Raw genomic sequence first — 24,642 nt, forward strand, 5'->3', positions numbered from 1 at the left:
TAGTGTAGGTTCATTGCTTCCGTTTGGCCCCTTTCAGGACACCGCATATCTCACGATACGCGCGGACAGGGTCTTTTTCCTTCTGGGCCCTTGCGTTCTCGGTTTCCAGGATGGCCTGCGCCTGATCGACCCGCGCAATGGACTGCGCGCGCCCCTGCAACAGTGATTTGATCCATTCCTCAAAGCACACCCGGAGCACCTCCCGTCGCGGGATGTTGCGCCGCAAAAGGTTGATGAAACCGGCGACGGCATTCTTTCCCAGGACCTGGGCCTGCTGTGGTGGGGCAGGGTAGAGGGGCACGAAGCTTATCGAGCTTTTCCAAATGAACAAGCCGGCCAACAGCAGCAATCCCGCCCCCAGGGCTTGAAGGTGGTATTTGGTCATGAGCGCGGCCACACCCGGAGTATCAGTGATTCCCAGATGGGCCTCATCAAAAACAATGAGTTTGGCCGGCCCAATCAGCCAGGCCAGCAACTCCGGTTGGGCCTGTTTTTGCAGCGCTTCATTGCTGAGGAAATAGGTATCGCTGGCCAGCACCACCGAGCCTGGGCCGAACTGGCGCTGGATAACGACAGCATTCGAGCCGCGGGCATAGACCGTTTGCCACTCGTCGTCCAGGTTGGTAAACACCATCGCGCTGTGCCAATCGAGCGCCGGCGCTAAAGGAAGCCCTGATTGATTGAGCACCCGCGCCGGTTTGTAGGCGCCTACCTTGCCCAATTCCAACGGGACGGTGCCGAACTCGATTCCCCATCTTTCTTTCAGTGTATCTGCCCGCATCGAGCGCCCTTTCCTGGAAGTCGGCGGAGGTCCTTTCGAGAATGGCCGCGATACCTGGCCGCCTTCTGGAAAGAAGGTAATTACCAGACGCCCTCCCCGAGCGAGGAACTCATCAATTTGGACGGCCACCTCCGCCGGCAGCGAAGTCCAATCCCATCGCGAGGCCGCCAGGTGCAGGTAAGTCGCATGATGCTCGTCCGGGAGTTGGTTTTGCGCGTTAAAATCACGGCGAACCGACAGCCCCTGCAACGATTCCAGGCTCTCGTAGAGGCCCATCGTTCCGAGCGGGTCGGAGCGCAGCGAAGAGTACTGCGGGTAAACATCGCCTACGGCATAGCGGAGTTTGAACAGGTGCAGCAAGCTCAACGCGAAAAGCGCCACGCACAGCAGCAGGATGAAATGGGGCAGGCGCCGGTTCATGGCTTGGCCTGGCTCAGCGCCTGGACTCGAATCCGTTCCACGTTCGAGGTAAATTCCGAGATGAGGCCGCTATCCATTTCGTGCATTCCGTACCAAACCCGTTCAAAGATCGATACGTTTTGACCAAACAACACCGGTACTTCCGGGTATGCATGGCCGCGGCGGCGCAGTTCGCGCTCGTAGTCGCGGTTGGACTTGAATTTGGCCAACTGGATGAGGTTGCGCCCGGCCAGGTTGGCCAGGCTCGCCAGGTAAAAAGCCCGCATCGCAAGACGCAACTCACCCCGCGCCAATAACTCCTGACCCAGCCGTATCCAGCCTTCATCAGGCAACTGGTCCGCCTTAAGATTCTCCTCGGTCAGGTCCGGAGCGGATTGGAGCGGCTCGCTCATCATAGTCTGCGCCGCAGGCCGTCCGTATCGCATTGAACGCAATGTGAGTAGTGCCAGCCCTGCCAACGCGGCCGCTAACAGCCCATACAACAGGAATTCCTTGCTCAGAATCCAGCCATGGCCCGAGATCGGCGGTTGGATTGGCCTACGGTGCGAAAACAATTTGCGCAGGAAATTATCCAGCCAGTTTCCGATGGCCTTGGTCCATTCCTTCATCAGCTTGCCCGCTCGCTCCAGAAAGCGCCCCAGAATCCCCAGGCCCGCCGGTTCGTCGGGTTCAACCACCTTCTCGCGCGGCATGCGCCAGGTGTATTTGCGCTGCTGCATGGTCTTGCGAATCGCCTGATTTAGATCCGAAGGCGAAATCGCCGGCGTGTAGCCCTGAGAATGGGCCGGAGGCCGGCTCACTCCGGAGGCTTCGCGCGATTCGGTTGCGCTTTTGGCCCCTTCTGATTCCAGCGGCTGTCCAGCGGGCATTCCCGAGCCTCGAAACGGCCAGACCGTCAGGGCCAAAATGCAAATAAGCGCCGGCGCGATGGACGCATTGCACAGCCGCAGCTCGGCTTTGAGGTCCTCACCCGAGTGGAGCGATTGGCCATAAAAACACCGCAATGCGTACACGGCTTTGACGATCGGATCAACCGAGAGGTACGTCAGCCCGGCCATGGCGGCAAAAAATGTCGTGTTCAACAAGCTCATCGTGCTTCGCGTGAAAATCGATTCAATCCCAAACAACATCTTCACCAGCCCAGGCAACAGAAAACAAACCATCGACCAATTCAAGAATACAAAAAAACCGAAGCCTGTGAGGATGGCCAACAGCGCGCAATTCGGCCGGGGCCACAAAGATGCCTGCCGCCCGGCTTCTTTGATGAGCGGGCCGGTTGCGGCGCCGGTATCGTCATTCAGGGCGTTGAGATTCTGGTAGAAGGCGCATGTCCATGGCAGAAAGACCACGGTAACAAAAGCCAGCGGCAACAGGAACAAGCCGGTCGATTGCAGGGTGCTCTGTGCAACGAAAAGGCGCGCGCCCCTGCCGATGGACAGCGGGCGGCTGGGCGTTCCGGACAGCGCGCTGCGCAACCGCTGAACGAATAAGGCCTGCCAAAACTTCATCCAGACGAACAGCCCCGCCAACCTCAGCGCCGAGCCCGCCAAATGACGGCTGGCGAACGGGCTGCGGGCCATGTCCGCCCAGAAATAGAGTCCGGCGGCGACGAACGGGAGAGTGCCTGCAAAATAACTGGCCAACGCCCATGCCGGCGCGGCACGCAATAAGTGGATCGCTTCCTCGATCAATTCCGTGGCGGCTTTGCCCTCAGACCGATGCTTCGGGCGGCTCATGGGTTGTCCAGCCATTGGCTTTGCCAAAGCGTGCCTTCATGAAAGGAATCCGGCACCGCCAGCAGACTCTCTCCAACCAGATAAAAAAAGAACCACGCCAGCAACAAACCCAGAAGGCATTGAATGAACCGTATGACCCCGGCAAAGCCGCGGCCTTGGGTCAAGGGCTGGCGCGCCAAGCGCCTCAGGCAAGCCGCGCAAAGCACCCGCTCATCATGCTCCGTCACGCATTCGCGGCAGAAATATTGGGCGCACTCTGGACAGCGCGCGACCGCTTCGCGCTCGGCATGGTTCAGGCACCGTTGTTGCGTCAGATTTGGCATCCCGCTTGTTGAAGCCTGTTGCCCCGCCCGTTGCGAAACCTTCTCGCGTTCCTTTGTGGCCTCCTAACCCATGGCCCACAGGATGACAAAGCCTTCGCGCCGGCTGGTTACGGCCTTCAACTGCTCAAAACAATAGCAACCCCGCTGCGCTGAGTCACGGAGAAGAACAACGGGTATTTCCGCCAGACGCGAATTTCAACGGAATCCCACGGTCCTAAACTACAGTAAAGGTCACTATTCAATCCCTGGCTCATTCTCTGAGTCGCTCTGGAACTTGGTTAACTCCCGTGCCACGTCGGCATTAATTGCGCGTAACTCCTCAAGGAATGTTGTCAACTCGTTGCTTGCAAGGCCCTCGCAGGGGAGTTCGCGAGCCCCCTTCCGAAATTCCTCTTCGAGCAGTCGGAGCCGGTCATCGAGTTCGACCGGGCTGTAATCGTTTAACGGATTCTTGGAGGCCCTGACTAATAGCCGGCGCCAGTCAAGGCGCCTCTGGCCGTGAGCCGTGTAGAGGTCCACGAAATCCCGCGCGAACTCCCGCGTGGACAAAGCGCTGATCTTGGCATCGATAAGGTCTGCAAACTGCGTGACCTTGAGACCAGGAATGTGCGCAAAGGCGTTCTTGACCATGCCCCAATTAAGGGGCGTTTCTCCAGTTGGGTGTATTCTGACTTTCATGGTTCGCTTGGGAAGCCTAATTGAGGCAGCTTCAGAGCTCTGGAAAAACGTAGCGAATGCCTGCTTGGTCTTGATCTGCCCGTGTTGCAGGATGAAGGAGAGGTCAACCCAGCCCGGTGGCAACAGCCTCCAGTGCCAGGCACGGCCTTTTTCGATTGCGTTCAGCGCCAAAGAGCGCCGAGCAAAGGCCGTGTCCAAGGAACGCAGGTTCCAAGCAAAAACCCGCAGCTCCTGGCGTATTTGGGCGTTTGTCCCTCGGGCGGTCCCACTTGGATGAGATATTCCCATTCTTTCAAAATCGAGCACTCGGCAGCTTCAAATGTTTCTGTCTGGTCACAGGTTCCGCTGGCGAGGCTGCGCCGATGGCGTGACACCTGGCTTATTTTCATTGATTTGTGCGCATAGCGCAACTTCGGAAACGGACCTGATGAAGGGTTGCAAGGGTTGCAGTCCAGCGAGAGACCAAAACGGGTGTTCTAAGGCAATTCATTCGATAGAGCCAAGTGCGGAGGGCGCTCCGTGGCGCTCCGTCCGGCGAACGTGCTCAATTTTGTCACTGCCTTAATTATATATAGAATTTGTTTTGATAATGTGATTCATGGTCTATTGCCCTTTGGATTCCGGACTCCATTGGCCACGGACTCCATTTCACGCCGGTCTGGCTGAAGCTTGCGCGCCCTTTTCCCGAAGCCAATTCACCAGAGCCTCCCTCCCAGTATCCATGCCTGCGCTGCTGGCGATCGCCAGCGGCTTCTCCTTGGCATAGTCGGGCATCCAATTCAGGTCCACACCCCGCCCAAAGAGATATTCAGCCGTGCGGCGATAGCCACCACGACAGGCGTGCCAGAAAGCATGGTTGACCTCTTCGCTCGATGGCGGTGAGGGCTCCCGGAGAAACTTCTCCACTACGGAAGTCATTCCCAACGCTGCTGCGTGCCATAGCTTCTCGACCTTGGCACCATGCTGGAGCAGCAGCCGCGCCACCCGCCAGCACCCGTAGCCAATCGCGTTTTCCAAGGCTGTGCCGCCGGCAATGGAGCCGCCCCTGGCCTCAATGTCCGCGCCTCCAAGGACCAGTGCTTCGGCGACCTCGACATCGTCGTTGCTGGCCGCATATTGAAGCGGGGTTTCTCCCGGTTCGTTTTTGGCTCCTCCGGTTCGGACATTGGGATCTGCGCCGGCTGCGATGAGCAGCTTCACGATCGCCGGACCGTTAGGGAAGAACCCAGGCCAATCGGTGACTACGTGCAAGAGCGCTTTCGATCCACGTTCATCCGTGATTCGTGCTAGTGCAAGTCCGGCACGGGCACCAACCATTCTATGGAGGGCATCCAGGTCGCCGCCCTTAACCGCACTAACCACTTCGCGTGCCAATGGGTCATCTGCTCGCAGGATCATATCGGTTTGGTTCATCTTGCAACTGCGTGCCCTCGGGTGCCCGTGCCTCGAAATTTTCTTACCATCGGCCTCGCACTTCGCCCAGTCAAGTGCACAAGCCCTGTCCCAGTAATGCCGCAGTGACTACGGGGCTGCCGGCTGAAGCCGGCGTTCCGGACGCGCGGAACGCCGCCTTTAGGCGGCAGCGCCCGCCGTCACTAACCGATTACCTGTCCCAAGGGGCTTCACACCGCCAATGCCAAAGTCTTCCGTAAGTCATTGTAGTAGAAGACGTAAGGAGTCTCTGATCAAATTCGGCCTCCGCCCCTCCAGAACCCGGTTGATCAGAGACTCCTTACGTCGTCTCCTAAATGGATTTCTCATCGGAGGGGGGGTTCACAAGACGCTAAATCGATCTCTCTTGCTCACCAGATTCTTAAGATCCGTTCACCAGGGCTGCTGTTTTCGAACGGGCCGGGGATGGGATGGGTTCTGTTCCGTTTGCTGCCAAAATAATCCGTGCCAATTTCCAGCGGTGAACGATCGGGATTGTCGTAGGGCAGTCCGGGAACCGTTGCCTTGCCGAGCAGCGCAGATGTCACCAAAGATGTCCTTGCTTGCTTTGGTTCAGGACCCCATTTGAGCTGAAGCAGGACCCGCCCGTTGTCTTGCAGAATTTTTGCGATAGGATTGAATTGGGCCAGTGAAAGGCAGTTCGATTCGTTGTTGTAACCTTGCGCGCCGTTGTAGAAGACATTCCCACCGGTGTGGAGCTGGAACTCGCCCTGGGTATAGGTCCTGAGGCCGAAATTCGGCTCAGACGGGCCCCGGCCAATGAAGATATTATTGTAAAAACGGTCGTCCCCACCCCGGACGTTGACCAGGCCCGAGATGGCCGTCGAGTGTGCGACGAGGAACGGTGTGGAACGGTTAGGCTCAGGCCGGTTCATGATTCTGCCGGCAAATAGATTATGCGCGTACGCCCCGCCCTCCGACATGTCCGAGAGGCTGGTAGCGGACAGGAACAGGTTGTTATCCACGACAAAAGGCCCGTGATCCACCTCGACGAACAGGTCTTCGGCGGCGTTGTCCTGAAAGAGGTTGCCCGAGACGCGCGTGCCTTGGGCCATCCAATCCAGCCACAGACCCCGGCAGGTGTGGGAGATGTGATTGCCGCGGATAAGGGCATCTATCGCTGCGTGAAATTTAATACCGGCCATCTCGGCGCCGGAGAAGAGGCTGCGGACGTGAATCTCATGAATGTTGTTGCCCGTAATGGTGCTGAATGCAGCGCCCAGGCTTCCGACGATGCCCGCTTGTTCGCAGTGCGAGATATCGTTGTTGCGAATTAAATGATGGCCGATGGTTTCTTTGTTCCAGCCGTTTTGAAGGGCGCGTTCGATGGTTTTCACGTAGCCCTGCGCCGTGTTGGCCGATGTGTTGTCCCATTGATCGCCGTATTTTCCGAGCGAGATGCCGCAGCAGACCGAATAGCTGATTATATTGTGTTCGATAATCCAACCTTTGCTCCAATGCGTGCCAATCAATCCGATCTGCTCGGCTGTCGGGGGCGCCCAAGGTGTGGCAGCCTGGCTCAGTGTCAGACCGCGCACTGTGATAAAGTTGAGACCGGGCTGGTCCGGGTAGAAGACGGCGCGTCGCACGTTGATTTCGACGAGCGCTTCGTTGGGATTACTAACTCCCTTGAACTGGGCCCACAGGGTGGTGTTCTCGTGGTCCACGCGTCCGAACCAGAGCGGTTGATTGCCGGGGGGCTTGAAGAGGTCCTGGAGGCTGGCGGCCTCGGTCAACCAATCGCCATTGAGATAAACTGCACCCGTGTGATGCTCGCGGCTTTTTGGGTCGAACCAATCCCCATGAATGACGTCGCTATAAGGGTTAAAATCGCCAAAGAAGGAGTTTGGCAGCGTGACTTTCCAGACCTCTTCCTGAACCTTGACCCATTGTTTGATAACTTCCGAGCCTTTAATCTCAACGTGCTCGCCCGGGGCTGCCTGAAAAACGATTCGCTTGGCATCTGAGATGCCGCCGCGCGGCGGATTGACACGCTCGCGATAAACTCCCGCGTGTATGGTGACCACGTCCCCCGGTTGGGTCAACTGCGCGGCACGCTGGATGGTGCGGAGCGGCGCTTTTTTAGTGCCGGGACTGGCGTCATTACCGTTCTGCGCAACATGCAACTGGGTAGCAGAGACGCCAGACGCAACGAGCCCGATCAGCAGGATGGAGTAAATACTTTGATTCATTTACCAAAGCTTTGTTGGCCCAAGACGACTTCGAGTTATCGCGCTGCCACTGCATCCAGCGGCTCTTGTTTTCCACATCCAGAAAGCATCAAATCTGTCCTTTAACTTTAACCATCAATTTCATTGTTAAAATCTGGTGCGGATGAATGTGGAACCGGACGCTGTTTTGGCCGATTTCCAATTTCTTTCCCGGCGTCTCGACGGCATTGGCTTCTCTGGCTGAAACAATGGTCATCCGGGGAAGTTTCAAGATTCCGTCAGCTTCCAATCCGGCTATTTCAAGGATGCGCACGACCAGTCCTTGGCCATCCTCGGCGCATTTAAACGCCGTCATTGCAAGGCCCGCCGGCGAAAGGGAAGCGAAACTGGCTTTCCCGGGCGGCAGGGTTCCGCGAAGACCGGGCAATTTGTCACTCTTTTTAAGCTCGGCCACTTCCAAGGGGCAACGCGTCTCGATGCCAAACCGTTCGGCCTGGGCCGGGTCAAAGGGCGGCCCGCTGGTGATCACGTAACGATACGACAGTTCCGCGGAATTCTTGCCGGCCCACTTGGGCGACCAGTAGTTGTTCAGCGCGTAAGAAAAGACGACGGGAGTGTGGTTGGTGAACTGCGGGGCCCAGCGGCCACGATTGATGTCGCCCAGGCACACCAGCGGCGCGTCCACCGCCGCAAGGTCCACCGAAGCACTGCCATCCTCGACATTCACCACACTTTGGATCGCAAACCAATCACTACAGCCGCCTTCGAGCAAGTCCTTGGCGGGATTCACGAAACCGTCGGCAATATCGTAGCGGAACGTCGGCTTCGGCATTGCCCAAGGAAAGGCGAAATAACAAGCCTGCTTGGAATAGAGCAAGTCCACCTGAATGTGATCGCTTATTTCAATCTCCTTCACGTCGTCGGGCAGCAAAATATCCGTTGAGATCCGGGGCGTGTGCGTGGCCGAAGCGGTCATGCGAATTTTCGGGCCCCATGGGGTTTTTTCAATACCAATCAGAACCCCACGCTCCGCCGGGTGAATGACCAGTTGAGGCTCGGGCAGCCAGTGAAAGGGGTGCAGCAACCGCGACTGTTCTCCGCCGCTGACGAAAAGATATTCATTGGCCAAGTACGGACTGGCGGAATCTACGAGCTCTCGTTCCAGTTGCTTGTCATAAATGCTCTTGATGGCGGCGTGCTCGGCATCCAGGGTGATCCTGTAAAAGCGATTCTCCACGACGTTACTGGCCGTTTGCTCGGCGGGACTGGACTGGAGGGTGGGGCCGTGCCCGAGATGATAGACCTTGTAACCGGCTGGTGGAACGTCCCGCGCCCAAAAGCGGATGGCCTGGTAGCCATTGGTCCCATCGAGCATCTCGTAGCCCACCGGATGTCCGGTGGCCACGTCGGTCAGGGTTGCCCCGTCATTCAATTGGAAACCGACCAGCCCGCTTCGCTGCCAACTCAGGGGATTGAACACAATCAGGTCTTGGCCTTCGGTTTGTATCTGGTCGGCGAGTTGGCTCATGCTGTGACGCATCCACTTGTCGATCTCCTCTGCTGCCCGGAGGGTGTAATTCTGTTTCTCATTGACCACGCCGATCACCTCGTCGCGAGCCGGTTGAGTCGCGGTGTTGCCCGTGCCGAAGTTATGTTCGCCATAGAGGAGCAAATTCCGCCAGATGTCGTGATCCAATTCGCGCGCAAAACGCAGGTTGGGGTCCGTGGTGGTGGTGAGGGTGGCCAGCGTTTCCGCGCTGAGGGCGCGCGTTTGGTTGGCGCGGTCGCGCGCGGTGGCTGCGGCGAGAATGCCAAAGTTATCGGCCCAGTAAGCGCCCCCGGTGCCGCGCACCACCGGGAGGCTCTCGCCGTAATGTTTTTCAATGTATTGAAAGAACTCCGAAAAGCGGCAGGTGATAAGCCTGGGATAGGCAAAGTGTGCGTTCCAGCGTTCCACGAAAGCCGCGTCATCATAGTCCGTGGGCAGGTTTTCGACCTGGGTGCCATAAACCAGCACGGCGTCGGGCTTGTAATCGGCCAGTTCGTAGGCGCGAAGGAACCGCGCTACACCGCCCCTGCCCGATTCAATGGTGGGCGGCAGGCCGCAAAGGGCTTTGAGTTGATGGTAATGGGCGGAGAACCAAGCGAGCACGCGCTGCCCATCCGGCCCTTCCCACCAAAAAGGCGAGCGCACATTCCAATGTCCACTCGCGAGCAACGGGCCGCGGTCCTGGTTGCCACCATCGGCAAAGTACCGGATGCCAGCCGACGCCAGAATCGAAGGGATCGACCAGGAAACCGAAGGAACATCCGAAATGAGCGCGAAATCAAATGGAATGCCAAAGCGTTTTTGCAGCTCCCTGCCGTAGTAGAGATTGCGAATGTTTCCTTCGAGCGAGGGATACGCGGTGGCGGGACAATCGTAAAAGCCATTCACCGCAATTTGCCCCGCGCGGACGTGGGGCTCGATTCGGGCGATATCGCGAGGTGAACGCCAGTCCAGCCATTGGTCCATCACCCAGCCGCCATCGAAGTTGAAACGATAATCCGGATGCTGCTCCAAAACGTTCAGTAACTGATCTGCGTTGCGCGCATGCAACTCGGCTACCTTGGCGCGATAATCCGTGTAGCCGACGTCCATGTGCTCGTGCGGCGCGTAGTAAAGTTTCCACTTTCGCGCCGGGACGAAATTCACAGCGAAAGTGTGTTCATTGGCGGCTGAATTATGGTCTGGCAAATTGTCCGACAACACAATTTGGGCGGTGCATGCCGGCTCTTGGCCGGGAACTAGCATCGTGTAGCGTGCTTCGCCAAATTCAGCGGGCTTTGGGACTTTGAATTGCGTGGTGAACCTGCCAATGGTCACGCGCGCCTCACCGCCGGGCCACTCGCTTGGAAAGCTGATGGTCAACGGGCATTCTTCCTCGACACTTTTCGCGGTCTTGCGATAGAAAACGGACGGCGTCAGGCGGACCTGCACCTTTGCATCCCATGTGGCATTCGGGTCGTGTGTGAGCGCGAGAGAATCGTAATAGAAGCCGGAATCGCCATCGCCGCCCACATTTTGGTTGGTGACGACTACCGGCGGGTCATCCACGCCCGCAAATGTGATGCGATTTTTCCCCGCGCGAAAACAGGACGCGGGCAGGGCAATCTTGCGCCCTGCCACCGAACGGATGGGATTGAATTCGTCGCTGATGGCGCCAAGGGCGAACATCGGCTCTGGCTCGAAGTAATAGCGGCCGCGCTGGCCGTTGACTTCCAATTCCAAGGCCGGCGTGCGCGGTTGGCGAAACAACAGATTCAAGTCCAAATAAAAAATCCCGCGCAGGGCGGGGGCTGGAAGATTGAAATCCAACGAATAGCGATAGAGATGTTGCCCAAAGGCGCCGTTGCCCGAAGCGGGTTGGAAATGCGGCCATTGCCCGGCTTCGTTCCCGGTTCCGATTTGCACCACGACTGAAGGGTGGGCGCGAATGTTCATGGCCGTGTTGAATTCATGGTCAGAGCGATCCGGCTCGCCCAAATTCCAAATCCGCTCTTCGGTTGCGAACAAAGGCATCGCCGAGAGCAACACGACCGAGGCAAGCGCAGGGAATAATTTATATGGCGCGCGCACAATGGGATTTCGAGTGAGGGCTAATCAACACGAATTTTCTTCTTTTCCTCACGCTGAGCTATGAGAAGACCTCAAGTTCGCGAATTGCATGGCCCCATTGCGTCGCTCGCTTGACGCACCAGATGCGGACATGCCGCGCCCTGAGGGGAGCAAGTTTAATTTCGCTGACACCGCCTTTGCAGTTTTTCTCCGTGAACACGCCAATCCAGTTCTGGCCGTCAGACGAGACTTGGACCTCAAATTCCCTCGAGTAGGCCCGTTCCCAAGTGATGCGAACACGGCTAATCGTGGAAAGCTCGCCCAAGTCCACCGCGAGCCAGGCAGGATCAGCAAAGGTCGAAGACCAGTAGGTGGCTGTATCGCCGTCCACCGCGTTGGCCGGCAAGTATTCTTTGGCTTGACTCGAGGACGCTGAGGCCGGTTTGCGATAAGCCAAGCCCAACGCCCTCGGGCCGATCGTCTCCAATTCGCGCACACTATGGACGGTTTGACCATCCACGCCGCGCAATGCGGCATCGAGCACATATTGGCCCGGCGATTTGGGCCAAGTCACCTCGAACTCTATTGTCGCCTGGCCGAAAGCTCCAACACTTGCTTCCTGCTTCATCTCGAAAATCGAGACTGCCTCCTGAGCCTTGTAGAGCCGCAGACTGACAGAGCCGCCCCAAGGCCGGTCGAGATCGTCGATAAGGATGATCGGCACGCGCGATTGGGTCTTGCAAATGTTCCTGTCCTTCCAGAAATCCACCATCAGCCCCACGGGAGCGAACGCGTCGCGTACGTAACGGTAAAACTCAGGCTCCCATTGGAGCTCCTCGACGCCGCCCGGTTTCCAATGGTCGCAGGTCTGCCCGTCCGGCCTCGAATAACCCAGCATGGTGAAATGAAGCACTGCGGCCGCTTTACGATGAGCACGCCAAAATTCGGTGTCCGCGGCCAGCCAGGTGGCCTGCATATGGAAGCGTTGCGCGGCGGTGGCCCGTTCGCCCAGCACAACGCGGTACAGCTCGCGCGTTAGAGTCGTCGGTGTGCCGTCCCGGTTGACCCAATGCCAGCCGTATTCATTGATAATGACGGCGTGTTTGCCATCGTTATGAACTTGATTGCCTTGGGGGACAGGGTCGGTCGTAGCCAGGTCAGATAGCCGGAAATTAGGATTAAAGTGGTAGGGATGAGACTCGAATACGTCGCCTGGCTCCATCGGATCAGAGTAACTATTGTCCCAGGGCCGATGAGACAGGTCGAGGTCCCGGACCTTTTTGATGGCCAGGCCCGTTTCGGGACTGGCCGTTTCGTTGCTGGCGTCCCACACGACGACGCAGGGATGGTTCCACCGCTCTCTCATCCACTCGGCATATTCGAGGGCCAGTTCGCCGCTCTTCAATTCCTTGGGCCAGGTGCTCCAGCCCGAACCGCCATACCAGACCGGAAACTCGTCCTGGATGAGGATGCCAAGCTCGTCGGCGGCGTCATACCACGCCTCGGGCGGAAAACCGATGCAGCAACGGAGGCTATTCCAGTGCATCTGCTTAACCCGCTGAAGGAGCAGCCGCACCCACGCGTTGCGCCAGGGCAAGTCCTTGCACTGGCTGTCCTCGAAAAACCGGTAAAGCGTGATGTTACTCCCGCGCATGAAATACGGTTTGCCATTCAGCCTCGCATGGCCTGTTGCAGGATCGAACCTGAGTTCCCGCATCCCGAAGCGGGTCTGGAATCGATCAGCGCCGTTTTCGGCCTCCAGCGTGTAGAGGAATGGCTCCTCCGGCGACCATAGGTGGCAGCCAGCGACGGGAATACGCACATCAACGGTTGTCTCCGCGCCTTTCTCAATGCTCAAGGACTCGGTGCTCAGGCGTCCAGCTTCACGGCCCGATTTGGCCTCGCGCACGGTGAAATTAACCACGGTGCGTACCGCCTCCCCATCGTTGCGCAGGACCGCTTGCACGCGCACGGCGCCCGTGGCGATGTCCGGCGCAGCCTGCACCTGCGTGAAGTGGGGCGTGCCGGAGAGGATCAGCTCCACGGAATCGAAGATGCCGGGAATGTACCGCTCTTTCTCGTAGTCGAATCCGTTTGGAAAGCGTGGTCCCACCGCATCGCGATCCGCCCCGACCCGGATCAGCAACTCGTTCTGACCGGCTTTCAAGGCAGCCTTCGCGTCGAAACAGCCCGCGGTGAAGCTTGGCAAATGATCACCAAGCACTTGGCCATTCAGGATCACTCGCGTGCCGAACATGGCCTTGCGGACCTTCAGCAAAGCAACGGCGCGCAGCGGTTGATCGAGTCGGAATGTGCGCCGGTACCAAAACGCGTCACGCTTGGGGTCTTTCTGGTTAATTTTGTTCCGCTCGGTGACCTTCGGCCCTGGTGGGTTGGCAAACTCCGGGGTGGCCAGCGCGACCAAGCCAGGCACCGGCACTGTGCGTTCAAAGGAGACGGGAACCTGGTCCATTTTTCCTTCGGCAATCTGCCAGGTTCCATCGAGCGAAAGGACGTTGCGCAGCCGTTCTGGCGCGCTATTCACAGCCTGCAACCCAAGGCATAAGAGGGCCACGGAGGCCAGGCCGGTCAGCCCTCGGGATGGGTGCCGTTGTGTTCTCATTAGGCCCTTGCGTAATCGTCCGAGTACCGGGTGATGTCCTCCTGTTGCCAATTGCCAAAGGCTACCTCCAAGACGCGCACCGGTTCGGCCCCAACACAAGACAGACGGTGCTTTTCCCCGACGGCAATCCAGATTTCATCGCCGGCGCGATAATCTCTCTCGGCGTCGCCGACCTGCACTCGCGCGCCATCGTCCATGATAATCCATAACTCGGCGCGACCGGTGTGGGATTGCAGGCTGAGCCGCTGGCCGGGGCTTACCGTCATCAAGCTCACGGTGCAGTCCTGGTTAAGAGCATATTGTTTGAAACAGCCCCAAGGACGCTCGACAAGACCGACTCGATGTTTTTCGTCGGGAATAGGCTTTGAGACATGGTTCTTCATAAGACGCCTTTTCTTTCGACCATGATGGGCCGGCCATCGTGCTCGATGACAACGCACCGAAAATTCCTGCTGGCAATCGCATCGTAGTCATGCCCGGCTTTTGCGGGATAAATGCCCAGATAGCTCAATGGCGCCTGGCCCGTATTCATCGTGCGATGCGCAGTTTTGCCTGGGACATACACCACTTGGTTGGAGCGCAAAGGCGCCATTTGGCTCTCGCCGGTGGCCTCATCCTCCAACAGCATCACGCCTTGGCCGCTCAGGCCAATATAAATCTCCGCCGCCTCGCGCCACGCATGCAGGTGGCCCTTGGTCATGAAGTACTCGTCCCCCACCCTTCCGGGCATAATCAGGCCAACGGCATAATTCAAATCACCCGGGCCACTCCCCAGCTCAGCCGCGGCAACGCTGTACAGCACAGGATTGCCCAGCGCCAGCGTGCGCTCATAAGCGGCCAGGTCAACGAAGCAGCCCCGCAAGTCGCTTAAATGGCGCTCGACTTTGACCAAACCCGAAATCGTTCCGTTTGCGGGATCAAAGCTGGAAAGGATTTGCTTGGAGTTGAACATTCGTAGTTACTGAGGCGTTCGGGTCGGATGGTTAGGTGCTCCTGCGAGGGTACAGTCGGACTGGCGCTCCGGCGTGAGGCCCAATTGCTCTTGGACCAACCATTCGGCGGCAACGAGCCCTGCCAGGTCGCCCAACTGGGACGCCACCACTCGCACCTTGCCCCAGGTGGTGTGCGCATGGCGTGAAACGTAGCTCGCCACCGCAGGCAGGATGACATCCGCGCTGGCCATGATGCCGCCGCCCAAGATCAACATCTCCGGATCGTAAGCGTGGATAAGATTGACCGCCAGCGCACTCCATACCTGAATGCTGTGATCGCGCAAAGCGACGGCGCACTCATCGCCAGAGGCGGAGTGCTTAAAGATCAACTCGTAATCGAGCGTTGTGGCATTGCGCATGGAGCTGTGCTCGAAATCGCGCAAACCGCTTGCCATCTCCAGGAGAAACGCCGTGGAGGCTTCGGCCTCCGCGCAGCCGATATTGCCGCAATTGCAGGCGCGTCCACCGTAGCGCACAGTCGAATGGCCGCAGAGCACACCGGCCTGCCCGTGTTTTCCTCGGAGTACATTGCCCTCAATTATAGCGGCCGTGCCGAGACCGGTTCCAAGGGTAATCATCGCCAGATTATCCACGCCCCGGCCCGCCCCAGCGCGCCATTCGCCGATCAGCGCCATGCGCGCATCGTTTTCAATTGCCAATGGCAGCCCCAATTCCTTCAATGCCCAAGACCGCAGGTCTATATGAGGCGCGTCGGTAAACTTTCCGTATTCGGCCAGCACGCGGCCACTGCCCGTATCCACCAGACTTGGAAACGCAACGCTGATGCCGCCGCAATTCGCCAGCGAGATGTTCTGTTTCTCTAAAAGGCGCAGCCAGACAGCCTTGAGCATCGGCAGTTGCGGCCTCAGGCCCTGCTGCGACTTCGCCGGCTTCAGTGCCTGCGCCAACACCTGGGCCTGACGCACCAGGCCAATCTTCAACCGCGTTCCGCCCAAATCGCATGCCAGCACGGTCATACATTCACCTTTGCGGCGAAGGTCAAGCCGTGCTTCCATGTCCACACCACCTTGGCAACCAAGGAAGGGGCGCTGAAGGCGATCTCAGAAGGAAGTATCCTGTAAGCGGGCGCTTTCATAGATAGAATTTCAGTCCCGAAACCTAACGGCATCAATCGTGACAACCTGGGGAGAATACGTCAATGAATATGCCTGACCAGCCCACCCGGGGCGGGTTTGGCTTTCTACAACGCGAGGAAAACACAAGGCCTATTAATCTACTCGCCGGCGGCAGCCTTGAATCTCTTTATCCATTCCTCCGCGCTATGCCCTTCGGAAAGTGAGGTGATGTTGAATCGCGCGAGGTCGGCGATGAACGAATTGAGTTTGGTTCGATACGCGCCGCGTTGGTCCGGAGCGGTGTTAGAGTCGGGAATGTGTGTCGCAAGGTAGATATAACGAAGACCCATGCGGGTTTCCTGAACGCGATTACGGATTGTTTCGTTTTCTGCGTCCGCTTCAGCGCGCTCGACGAGTGCGTTAGCGGATTTGAGCAAGTCCGCGCTGAATAGCGAAGAGGTTGGCGGATCATAAAGATGAAGGTGAACGCCGGGTTGCTGGAGGCGCTCATGAAACAGCCGTTGATAGGCGTACATCTCCGCGCCGGCTTTCCCGAAGTAGCCGTTGCAAAAATCCCGCACCAAAGACCAGACGTCCTGACGCGGATTCCAGAAGAGGTGCGCCATCACCCAAGTATGCATCGGCTGGAAATCGCAACCAGAGGCCGAATCGCCCTCGCAATACATTCCAGAAACGCCATTGTCCCGATAGTATTCCATGTCAGCGCCGATTTCATCCCAATCTGGATAAGGCTGGAGATAATGGGCGAAATTCACGACGTAATGCCAGATTTGAAGATGGCCGGGGGCGACCTTTTCCCAATCGAGCAATGCCTGGTTGGAGGCTTTGTTTTGAGGATCAGCAGCGAGAGAATGTCCGTCGCAAGCATAAATGGGAGCAAGGCAGACGAGGACGTTATCAGCAGGAGCGATGGCTTCGGGCGTTGGGGCTTTTTGGGTGTACTGATACGCGAGGGTTTCGACCCAAATTTTTCGATCCGGGAACGAGGCCTGCACTGCGGCGGCGACTTTGTTGACGAAATCGAGCAATGTTCCGCCCGGGGAACCAAATTTTGCATCAGCGGCCTTGCAGGCATCGCACTGGCAATTGCCATGCGTGGCGTCATTGGGTGAAAGGCCGAGTGTCAGTTCTTGTGGACTGGCTTTCGCTTCGGCAATTAGCGCGGCTACAACCAATTTGAAAACGTCGGGATTGCTGAGACAGAGTTGAGAATCGGGCGAGGATTTTCGTTTGCCCTTAACCAAGCTGAAATATTCCGGATGGCCGGCGAAATAACGGCTGGGCGGGACGAGGTCGTAGAAATTCTCCGCACCGTTGAAGAGCCTGTTGATGCCGCCGAGGTCCGGTTCGTCAGGAACACTCATGCCGTTGAGTTTGAGGTGCGCATCCCATTGGGCGTGGCCGGGAATGTGAACGATTGTTTCATCGGTGTTGCGGTAGCTAAAGGCGGGGATTTGAGTTTCACTCAGGCTGGCGAGGCGGATGGTGTCGCGATGGGGAAAAAAGGTTGCATCGGGCGCGTACCAGCGGGCGCCGAGTTTGTCTTCGACGAAACTATAGACCGCGTACAGCGTGCCGCGATCACCGTGCCCTGCCAAAAGAAGATTGCGCCCCGATGAACGAATGACGAATGCTTCGTCCGTTAAGTCATCCAGGCGCACTTTGTTGAATGCGGACGGAAGCCAGGGGCATGCGCCGACGAAAATTGATGGGCCGTGGCGTTTCTCGGTTAGGACTGGAAAATCTGCGCCGGAGATTTCCTTAAGATCATCGGAAAGTTCCTGCGCCGCGTGTTTAACGGTGGTGGTGGCGTCGGGCGCGACGATGATTGAGTATTTTGTTTGGCCGTGTTCCGCCAAGTTTAAGCCTGCGGTTTCGACCAATTCTTTGAGGACCAGTTTCCGATATTGCACTTTTGTATATGCGCCGCCGTGGATTTGCAGCGCGATGATTCCGTGGCGCGGGATTGACGCGTCGGGTTCCATGTAATCGACCGTTTTAACGCCATTCAACCACAATTGAATATGCGAACCTTCGGCGCGAATCCGGTAATCGTTCCAGGCGCCGGGTTTGAGGGCTTTTTCGAGGATGTCCCTCGGAACTTCGACGAGGTTTTTGTTCCGGCGGCTTTCGTCATATAGGTTTCCATCGGTAGCGGCGCCAAGATCGGCCTGGTATCCTGAAACTTCGAAATTGTTCGGCACGCGCTGGGACCAAAACTGAACACCGCCATTCACGAAGCCGTTGGAGCCTTCGATTTTGTATTGCAAGCGGAGCTCAAAATCTCCGAATTCCTTGGTTGTGGCTAGAAATTCGTTGTGGGGTTGTTTTCTATCTAATTCGCCGCCGACAATCGCGCCGCGCTCGACGCGCCAGTTCGTGATGTTGCCCTCCCAGCCGTTCAGCGATTTGCCGTCAAAAATCGGGACCGCCTCAGCCGCGTGAAGTTCAAGAGATTGAAGAATCCCGAAGGTGAGAATGGAGACGAGTGAAAACAGCATTTTTTCTTTTGTTTTCATGCAAAAAATTGAACCTGGCGCGTCTGCCGATTCCGCAACATCGGCCACTGGGTACTCACGAACGAGCAGGTGACAATGTATCGCCCGGGTTTGGGATGTGGCAAGTTGAATGCGGACTTGAACTTCAACCTGCCGAACAGGGCCGAATTGTCGATGTTGCTGCTCTTCGTTGCTGCACCGGTGCGCCAAAGGGGCTATATTGGTTCGTAGCCGCTAGGGCGGCTGGTTCAAGGTCGAAAGGACCGTTTTATGAGCGCACAAGAAGTTGTCATTCCGCTGAGAGGCGTCCAACTCGAAGCCCAAATCGATTTGCCTGGTGAAGCGTTGGGCTTGGTCGTCTTCGCTCACGGCAGCGGCAGCAGTCGGCATAGCTCCCGCAACCAGTTTGTCGCCCGCACCTTGCAAAAGGCAGGTCTGGGCACATTGTTAATGGACCTGCTGACCCCCGCCGAAGAGCAAGCAGAGGCCCAAACCCGGCATTTGCGATTCGATATACCGCTTCTGGCCAAACGCCTGGCTGGGGCGACCCGTTGGGCTTTGGACCAATGCACCACCCGCGATCTGGCCGTCGGCTTCTTTGGGTCGAGCACGGGGGCTGCCGCCGCGCTGGTGGCAGCCGCCGAACTGCGTGAACTCATCCGAGCGGTTGTCTCCCGCGGTGGCCGGCCCGACCTGGCCGGCGCTGCCCTCGAACGCGTTTTGGCCCCAACCCTTCTGCTCGTGGGTGGAGATGATATACCCGTTCTCCCATTGAATGAAGAGGCCTATGACAAGCTAAAGTGTGAAAAGGCCCTGCGCATTATCCCCGGCGCTTCGCACCTCTTCGAGGAACCGGGGGCGCTGGAAATCGTCGCCAAAATGGCCTCCGAATGGTTCGCCAACCATCTCCAACCGATGGCCCGAAGGCTCTAAATCCCAGGGTCGCCGGGGCCGGCGGCGCTCTCATCAACGTCGAAGGTGCGGCCCGCCTTTTCCAGAATCTTTTTAAGCTCGGGTGACATAAACACCTTTCTCTTCTTCTCAGGCGGCTTAAGCCGATAGCGATTGTAGGCATCGCACTCGACGACCTTCTTGTCGAGCATGGTCGCCAGCAAGGGCACCGCCCAGTTCGGGTTCTCCTGAAACTGCCGCCGGTTGCCAGCTCGCCGGCAGATTTGGACCACGGACACAAATTGCCCGGGCCAACTCTTCAAATAAGCGCAAATTTCTCTCTCACCGGCTTCCATGCGGGGCAGACGATAGCTAAAAGCGGGCCAAAGCGCAATGGTTGGACTTTTGTTTGATTGCGTCCTTTGGCCTGCGGAGAGATAATGGAGACGCGATTCTCCGCGAGAATCCCTCAACGGATGATGTTCAGGCGAAGGTCGGTATTAGTCGTCGCCGTGGTGCTGGCGATGTTGCCCTTGTGCTGGGGTCAGAAGGGCTCGAATTGGCGCGTGTACCGGGTTACCGATGGGCTGCCGGAGTCGGCCTGCGTCTCGGTGACTGTCTCGGCGCTGGGCAAAGTCGTTGCCCGCCATTACAACCTTCCTCTGCTGACGGTCCTGGACGGTTACGAGGTGAGCGAGATCCCGGCGCCCGAGATGGTTCAAAGCCGCGCTTACCAAAGCCCCGGCGGACAACTTTGGTCGGTTGTCCCCGGCGGCCTTCAGGAGTACCGCGACGGTAACTGGGCATTTTACCCGGTTCCCGAGATTGCCGCGCAAACTAACCGGCCAATGGCCGGCGTCATCGACCCGGTCCCTTTATGCCCCGTTCGCCATGGGCTGGTGATTCTACTGCTGTCGGACCGGCTGCTCGAACTCAATTGTGACCGCCCCGAGCAACCCCGGACGCGAGTTTTGCGCTGGGCGCGGGACACCTCTTTGCGACGGTTCCTGGGTCTGGCCCCGGCGCACGATGGCGGGCTGTGGGTCTCCGGGGCAAGCGGTCTGGCTAGAATCCCGGGACCGCTGCGAATGCTCACGCCGACGACCGAGTGGCACGAGTACCCGGTCCCTGAGAATGAGCGGCTGCACGACCTGCTCAATCCTCGGGAAGATGTGGATGGGGGTGTCGTGGCGATGGCCGAATCATCCACGAATCGTCAAAAACTGCTCGTCTATTTTGATTCTCAACGTTGGCTGGTCAGTCCTCCTGTGTTGGAGCGCCTGCGGCAGGCCTGGCGCGGCCCCGACCAGAACGGTTGGGCTACCACCATGAACGCTCTCTGGCAATGGGAGCCCGGCAGCGCTGAGTTAACTGAGAACGATGAAATCTTTGCCCGGCAGTACTTTGATGTGGCCATCGAGCCCAGCGGGGCTTTCTGGTTAGCCACCTCAGACGGCTTGTTTCGCTATGCGCAACTGAGCTGGGGCGGTCCACGGTCTGTGCGCAAGTTGGCCGGCTCTGTGCATTGCCTGGCGTCGGATACGCCTGACCGTTTGTGGTTCGTCGCAGGGGGCAAACTGTATTCTCTGAGCGAGCAGGAGCTGAAGGAATTCTCCTTGCCGGTTCTAAACAGGTTCCGGCTTCAACCCCGGGCCATATTCGCATTGGGCAATGGCACCCTGGTGCTGGACGCCGGCGACGCCGAGTCCGGGATGCGCGATCAACTTTTCGGATTCCAACCGCTCGAAGGCCGTTTTTATCCTGTGCCGCAGGGAACTCCTACCCGGCATTTCAGGGCTTTAGGATTGTTGCGCGACGGCACTCTCTGCGTCTCGGCTTTGGACACTAAGGGCAATTGCGCGCTGGAAAAGTACGATGGCCTCGCTTTTGAGCCGCTCGCCAGCCCTCCTCCCGCCCAACTTGGCACTAACCTTTCAACCGCTTTGGCCGCGCAGAACGGTGATTTATGGATTAGCGGCGAGTTTGGGACGGCGTATCTTCATGAAAAGTTGTGGCGGGTTTTTGCATCCGCTGACAAAACGACCCCGGCGGCTGTCGTGGGGTTTGTTGAGATGCCCGAGGGAAAGGTCTGGTGCGCCACACAAGAGCAGATTTGGGAATTCGACGGTCATGCCTGGGCGGTTGTGCGCGGGGATTTTGATCGGATCAACGCCTTTGTGCGCACGCGCGATGGCACGATCTGGGTTGCCTCGAACAATGGCCTGCACCGCTATTTTCAGGGTGGCTGGATAGAAAACGGAATCGAAGAGGGGCTTCCCACCACCACCGTGCGGGAGGTCTTCGAGCAGGGCGACCAGCTTTGGGCCGCCACCACGCACGGCTTGCGCCTTTACAATCCAAAAGCCGACCGTGACCCGCCAGAGGCCTTCGTTCAGAAGCTGGGCGGGGAGAAGAACAGCTCCGCCGAAGGCAGCACCATTACCATGCTCTTTAGCGGCATCGATAAATGGAAGTTCACCCCACCCGAGCGGCTCCTTTACTCCTACCGCCTGGACGAACGAGAATGGTCTCCCTTCCAGGAGGCTACCCGCGTCTCGTTCGCCGAACTCCCGGCCGGCATGCATTACTTTCAGGTCCGCGCCATGGACCGCAATTGCAACATCGGCAAACCGGCGCGGCTCGATTTTACCGTGGTCCTACCGTGGTACAAAGAGGGGCGGCTGGTGGCCATATCGGTAGCCGGCCTGGTCGGCGCGCTCTTCTTTGCGGGCCTTGCGTTCAACCGGCACCGGCGCCTTTTGCACAGCTACGCGGATATCGAGAAGAAGGTCAATGAGCGGACAGCCCAGCTCGACCTGGCCAATCGCCAATTGTTACAAAGCCAAAAAATGACCGCCCTGGGAACGCTTGCTGCAGGCATTGCGCATGATTTCAACAATATTCTCTCGATTGTCAAAGGCTCCGCCCAAATCATAGAAGACAACCTCGATAACCCGGACAAGGTCCGCACGCGCGCCGACCGCATCAAGCTGGTAGTCGAGCAGGGGGCCGGCATGGTCAAAGCCATGTTGGGATTCAGCCGCGAGTCCGGGCAACAAGCCGAGCCTTGCGAAATCAACGCGGTGGTCGAGGACACCCTCAAATTGCTCGGTGACCGCTTTCTGCGCGAAGTCCAGGTACGCTTCGAGCCGGCGGCTGGTCTGCCTGCGGTATCCGCCTCGAAGGACATTATCCAGCAAATCCTGCTTAACTTCATCTTTAACGCGGCTGAGGCGCAGGCCCAAAACAAGCAAGTGGTTATCCGCACGTCCCCATTGGAGAAGGCCCCTGCCGACGCGGTCCTGGCGCCATCGACCGCCTCGCGCTATGTCTGGATTGAGGTGAAAGATTACGGCTGCGGCATTCCCTCGGAAAACCTGACCCGAATTTTCGAGCCGTTTTTTACTACCAAAGCCCTTTCGACCCACCGCGGCACCGGCTTGGGCCTGTCGATGGCTTATGAACTGGCGCGCAAATTGGGGGCTGGTCTTGCCGTGAAATCCCGGTTGGACCATGGCAGCACCTTTAGCCTCATCCTGCCGGTGAATGAAAAAACACCGGAGCCGCCTCGCCAATCCCCCTTATTATGAATCCTCCACTCATTCTCATCATCGAAGACGACGATCTCCAATACGAGATTTACGAAGAGGCCCTCACTAAATATCAACTCCTTCGCGTCCGAAGCGGAAGCGAGGCCTTGGCTCTCATCCCAATCCGCCCACCCGACGTGCTCATCCTGGACCATGTCCTGGATAAAGGCGAACTGGGGCTGGATTTTCTTCCCGAATTCAAGGAACTGTTGCCGTTTGTCCCGATTATTGTCGTCTCAGGCGCACTCGAAGTTCACGAGCAATTGCAGGCACTGCAAGGACCGCGCCGGGCGCATTACTGTCTGACCAAGCCGGTCGATATCCGCGTCCTTCAGCGCACCGTCCAGACCGCCCTGAAGGAATGTGGCGAGCACGAAGTGGTGCGCCAATTCGAGGCCCTCGAACGGGTCCATCGCGTCGATGCCCTCGATCTCTTTAGCCGCTCGACAGACCGGTTGAACCGGCAGAATCATATCCGCGAGAGCCTGGCCAAATCCCGCGCGCGTCCGAACATCTCCGCCTTGGCGCGCCAGTTCGGCGTGGCGCGCCGGACCATCATTCGCGACCTGCAGGAACTCATTCGGCGCGGCCAGCTCAAGCCCGAAGTCTATCCGGAGTGGGAGAATCCGCCTGAAGACAACGCCTGAACGCGTTTCCAAAAGAGCAGGGCGGGACCTGGTGGCGGACAGTCGAATCAAGCCTTTTAACTGTCGAACGCCTCACCCGTGTCGTGGCTCACTTCCGGGTCCATGAGTCGAACACAGTAATGACCGGCAAAGCATCATACCCGGCGTCGAACATCCCGCGGTTCTTCGGCCCGGTGGCCACCGCCGGTTCCCACCAGAACAATCCTTTGCCACGTTGATTGGGAGTTGCCAGAACGACTCGATTGAGCGCTTCCAAAAACGCCTTTTGACCTTCAGCAGTCTCTGGAAATGGGGCCGGTTTGCCCATGTATTCGGCGGGCCGCCAATTGTAGGCGGTCTCCACCACGATGATGTCCTTCTGGTATTTCCGCGCCATGAAAGCGAGATTCTCGCGCAGGTCCAGCAGGCTGCCCTGCCACCAGGGATAATAGGATTGGCCAATAACATCGTAAGCCACTCCATAGGAATTCAGCTTGTCAAAGAACCGCTCCGTGCTGGCACGGTCCCCGCCGCGGTCAATGTGAATCATGATTCTTGGTTGCGGCCCGGGACCACAGCTGGCCTGGACTCCCTGGATGCCCGCGTTGATCAATTGCGCGAGGTTATCCCAGTTCTCCGGCAGCTTGCCGTCCGGCCAGAGCATACCGTGGCTGATTTCGTTGCCGATCTGGACCATGTCCGGCAGCACGCCCGCAGCACGTAGTGCCTCAATGGAATCTCGCGAATAATCCAACACCGCCGTCACCAGGTTGGAATGGGAGAACTGCTGCCAGGCTCTTGGAATGAATTGCTTGCCCGGATCGGCCCACGTATCCGAGTAATGAAAATCCAGCAGAAATTTGAACCCGAGCTTTTTTGCGGCCTGCGCCGAAGCGATGGTGTATTGGAGATTATTGGGCAAGCGCGTTGGGGTGTGAAATAACCTCAGGCGAATCCAGTTATAACCGTGGTCCTTAAGAATTTGAAGACCCGCCTCGGGCTGGCCGCCGTCCTTAAAAACCGTGCCACCATCCTCTGCCTGTTTAAGAAAGGAGACATCCGCGCCGATCGCGTAGTCATACGCAAGAGCCCTCGATGCAAGGTTCACCGCCACTCCCAGCACCAATAAAATATGCCCTCTCATGTTATTAAAGTTACACGATATT

General features: G+C 57.9%; 18 protein-coding genes. 3 read left to right on the forward strand and 15 right to left on the reverse strand.

Features of this window, described 5'->3' with window-relative positions:
* Positions 1 to 10: 10 nt before the first annotated feature.
* From VG146_07760 to VG146_07820, 13 genes are all read right to left on the reverse strand, one after another.
* Positions 11 to 1,201, reverse strand: coding sequence for a DUF4350 domain-containing protein (locus VG146_07760; GenBank protein ID HEV2392243.1), 1,191 nt, complete (start codon positions 1,199 to 1,201; stop codon positions 11 to 13).
* The gene (locus tag VG146_07765; GenBank protein HEV2392244.1) at positions 1,198 to 2,952 is read right to left on the reverse strand and encodes a hypothetical protein; all 1,755 of its coding nucleotides are present in this window, start codon (positions 2,950 to 2,952) and stop codon (positions 1,198 to 1,200) included. The genes VG146_07760 and VG146_07765 overlap by 4 nt, the downstream gene beginning before the upstream one ends.
* Positions 2,934 to 3,260 (reverse strand): rhomboid family protein, encoded by a 327-nt coding sequence (locus VG146_07770; GenBank protein HEV2392245.1) that lies wholly within the window; start codon positions 3,258 to 3,260, stop codon positions 2,934 to 2,936. The genes VG146_07765 and VG146_07770 overlap by 19 nt, the downstream gene beginning before the upstream one ends.
* A gap of 234 nt (positions 3,261 to 3,494) precedes the next feature.
* A complete protein-coding gene (locus VG146_07775; protein HEV2392246.1) occupies positions 3,495 to 3,938 on the reverse strand; it encodes a hypothetical protein in 444 nt (147 codons plus the stop codon).
* A 648-nt stretch (positions 3,939 to 4,586) separates the two neighbouring features.
* Positions 4,587 to 5,336 (reverse strand): ankyrin repeat domain-containing protein, encoded by a 750-nt coding sequence (locus tag VG146_07780; GenBank protein ID HEV2392247.1) that lies wholly within the window; start codon positions 5,334 to 5,336, stop codon positions 4,587 to 4,589.
* A 404-nt stretch (positions 5,337 to 5,740) separates the two neighbouring features.
* Complete coding sequence (locus VG146_07785; protein HEV2392248.1) at positions 5,741 to 7,582, reverse strand: right-handed parallel beta-helix repeat-containing protein; 1,842 nt, start codon at positions 7,580 to 7,582, stop codon at positions 5,741 to 5,743.
* Between the two features lie 88 nt (positions 7,583 to 7,670).
* Positions 7,671 to 11,180 carry a glycosyl hydrolase-related protein gene (locus VG146_07790; protein ID HEV2392249.1) on the reverse strand — a complete coding sequence of 1,170 codons (3,510 nt, stop codon included), beginning with the start codon at positions 11,178 to 11,180 and terminating at the stop codon, positions 7,671 to 7,673.
* Between the two features lie 58 nt (positions 11,181 to 11,238).
* Entirely contained in the window at positions 11,239 to 13,782 is a 2,544-nt protein-coding gene (locus tag VG146_07795) for a discoidin domain-containing protein (protein HEV2392250.1), read from the reverse strand.
* Positions 13,782 to 14,165 (reverse strand): phosphomannose isomerase type II C-terminal cupin domain, encoded by a 384-nt coding sequence (locus tag VG146_07800; GenBank protein ID HEV2392251.1) that lies wholly within the window; start codon positions 14,163 to 14,165, stop codon positions 13,782 to 13,784. The genes VG146_07795 and VG146_07800 overlap by 1 nt, the downstream gene beginning before the upstream one ends.
* The gene (locus VG146_07805) at positions 14,162 to 14,734 is read right to left on the reverse strand and encodes a glucose-6-phosphate isomerase family protein (GenBank protein ID HEV2392252.1); all 573 of its coding nucleotides are present in this window, start codon (positions 14,732 to 14,734) and stop codon (positions 14,162 to 14,164) included. Before VG146_07805 ends, VG146_07800 begins: the two co-directional genes overlap by 4 nt.
* Positions 14,735 to 14,740: 6 nt before the next feature.
* Positions 14,741 to 15,751 (reverse strand): ROK family protein, encoded by a 1,011-nt coding sequence (locus VG146_07810; protein ID HEV2392253.1) that lies wholly within the window; start codon positions 15,749 to 15,751, stop codon positions 14,741 to 14,743.
* Positions 15,748 to 15,870 carry a hypothetical protein gene (locus VG146_07815; protein HEV2392254.1) on the reverse strand — a complete coding sequence of 41 codons (123 nt, stop codon included), beginning with the start codon at positions 15,868 to 15,870 and terminating at the stop codon, positions 15,748 to 15,750. The genes VG146_07810 and VG146_07815 overlap by 4 nt, the downstream gene beginning before the upstream one ends.
* A gap of 138 nt (positions 15,871 to 16,008) precedes the next feature.
* Positions 16,009 to 18,390, reverse strand: coding sequence for a DUF4838 domain-containing protein (locus VG146_07820; protein ID HEV2392255.1), 2,382 nt, complete (start codon positions 18,388 to 18,390; stop codon positions 16,009 to 16,011).
* Positions 18,391 to 18,639: 249 nt separating this feature from the next.
* Between VG146_07820 and VG146_07825 the strand changes: the two genes are divergently transcribed.
* Positions 18,640 to 19,302 carry a dienelactone hydrolase family protein gene (locus VG146_07825; GenBank protein HEV2392256.1) on the forward strand — a complete coding sequence of 221 codons (663 nt, stop codon included), beginning with the start codon at positions 18,640 to 18,642 and terminating at the stop codon, positions 19,300 to 19,302.
* Here the strand turns inward: VG146_07825 and VG146_07830 are convergent.
* Entirely contained in the window at positions 19,299 to 19,583 is a 285-nt protein-coding gene (locus VG146_07830) for a hypothetical protein (GenBank protein HEV2392257.1), read from the reverse strand. The genes VG146_07825 and VG146_07830 overlap by 4 nt on opposite strands.
* Before the next feature lie 153 nt (positions 19,584 to 19,736).
* On the opposite strand from VG146_07830, the gene VG146_07835 reads away from it, so the two are divergent.
* Positions 19,737 to 22,850 carry an ATP-binding protein gene (locus VG146_07835; protein ID HEV2392258.1) on the forward strand — a complete coding sequence of 1,038 codons (3,114 nt, stop codon included), beginning with the start codon at positions 19,737 to 19,739 and terminating at the stop codon, positions 22,848 to 22,850.
* Complete coding sequence (locus tag VG146_07840) at positions 22,847 to 23,497, forward strand: response regulator transcription factor (GenBank protein ID HEV2392259.1); 651 nt, start codon at positions 22,847 to 22,849, stop codon at positions 23,495 to 23,497. The genes VG146_07835 and VG146_07840 overlap by 4 nt, the downstream gene beginning before the upstream one ends.
* Positions 23,498 to 23,585: 88 nt before the next feature.
* Here VG146_07840 and VG146_07845 read toward each other — a convergent pair whose 3' ends face one another.
* Entirely contained in the window at positions 23,586 to 24,620 is a 1,035-nt protein-coding gene (locus tag VG146_07845) for a glycosyl hydrolase 53 family protein (GenBank protein HEV2392260.1), read from the reverse strand.
* Positions 24,621 to 24,642 lie beyond the last annotated feature (22 nt).

The organism is Verrucomicrobiia bacterium (genome assembly GCA_035946615.1).
In the GTDB taxonomy this organism is placed as follows: Bacteria; Verrucomicrobiota; Verrucomicrobiia; order Limisphaerales; family UBA8199; genus DASYZB01.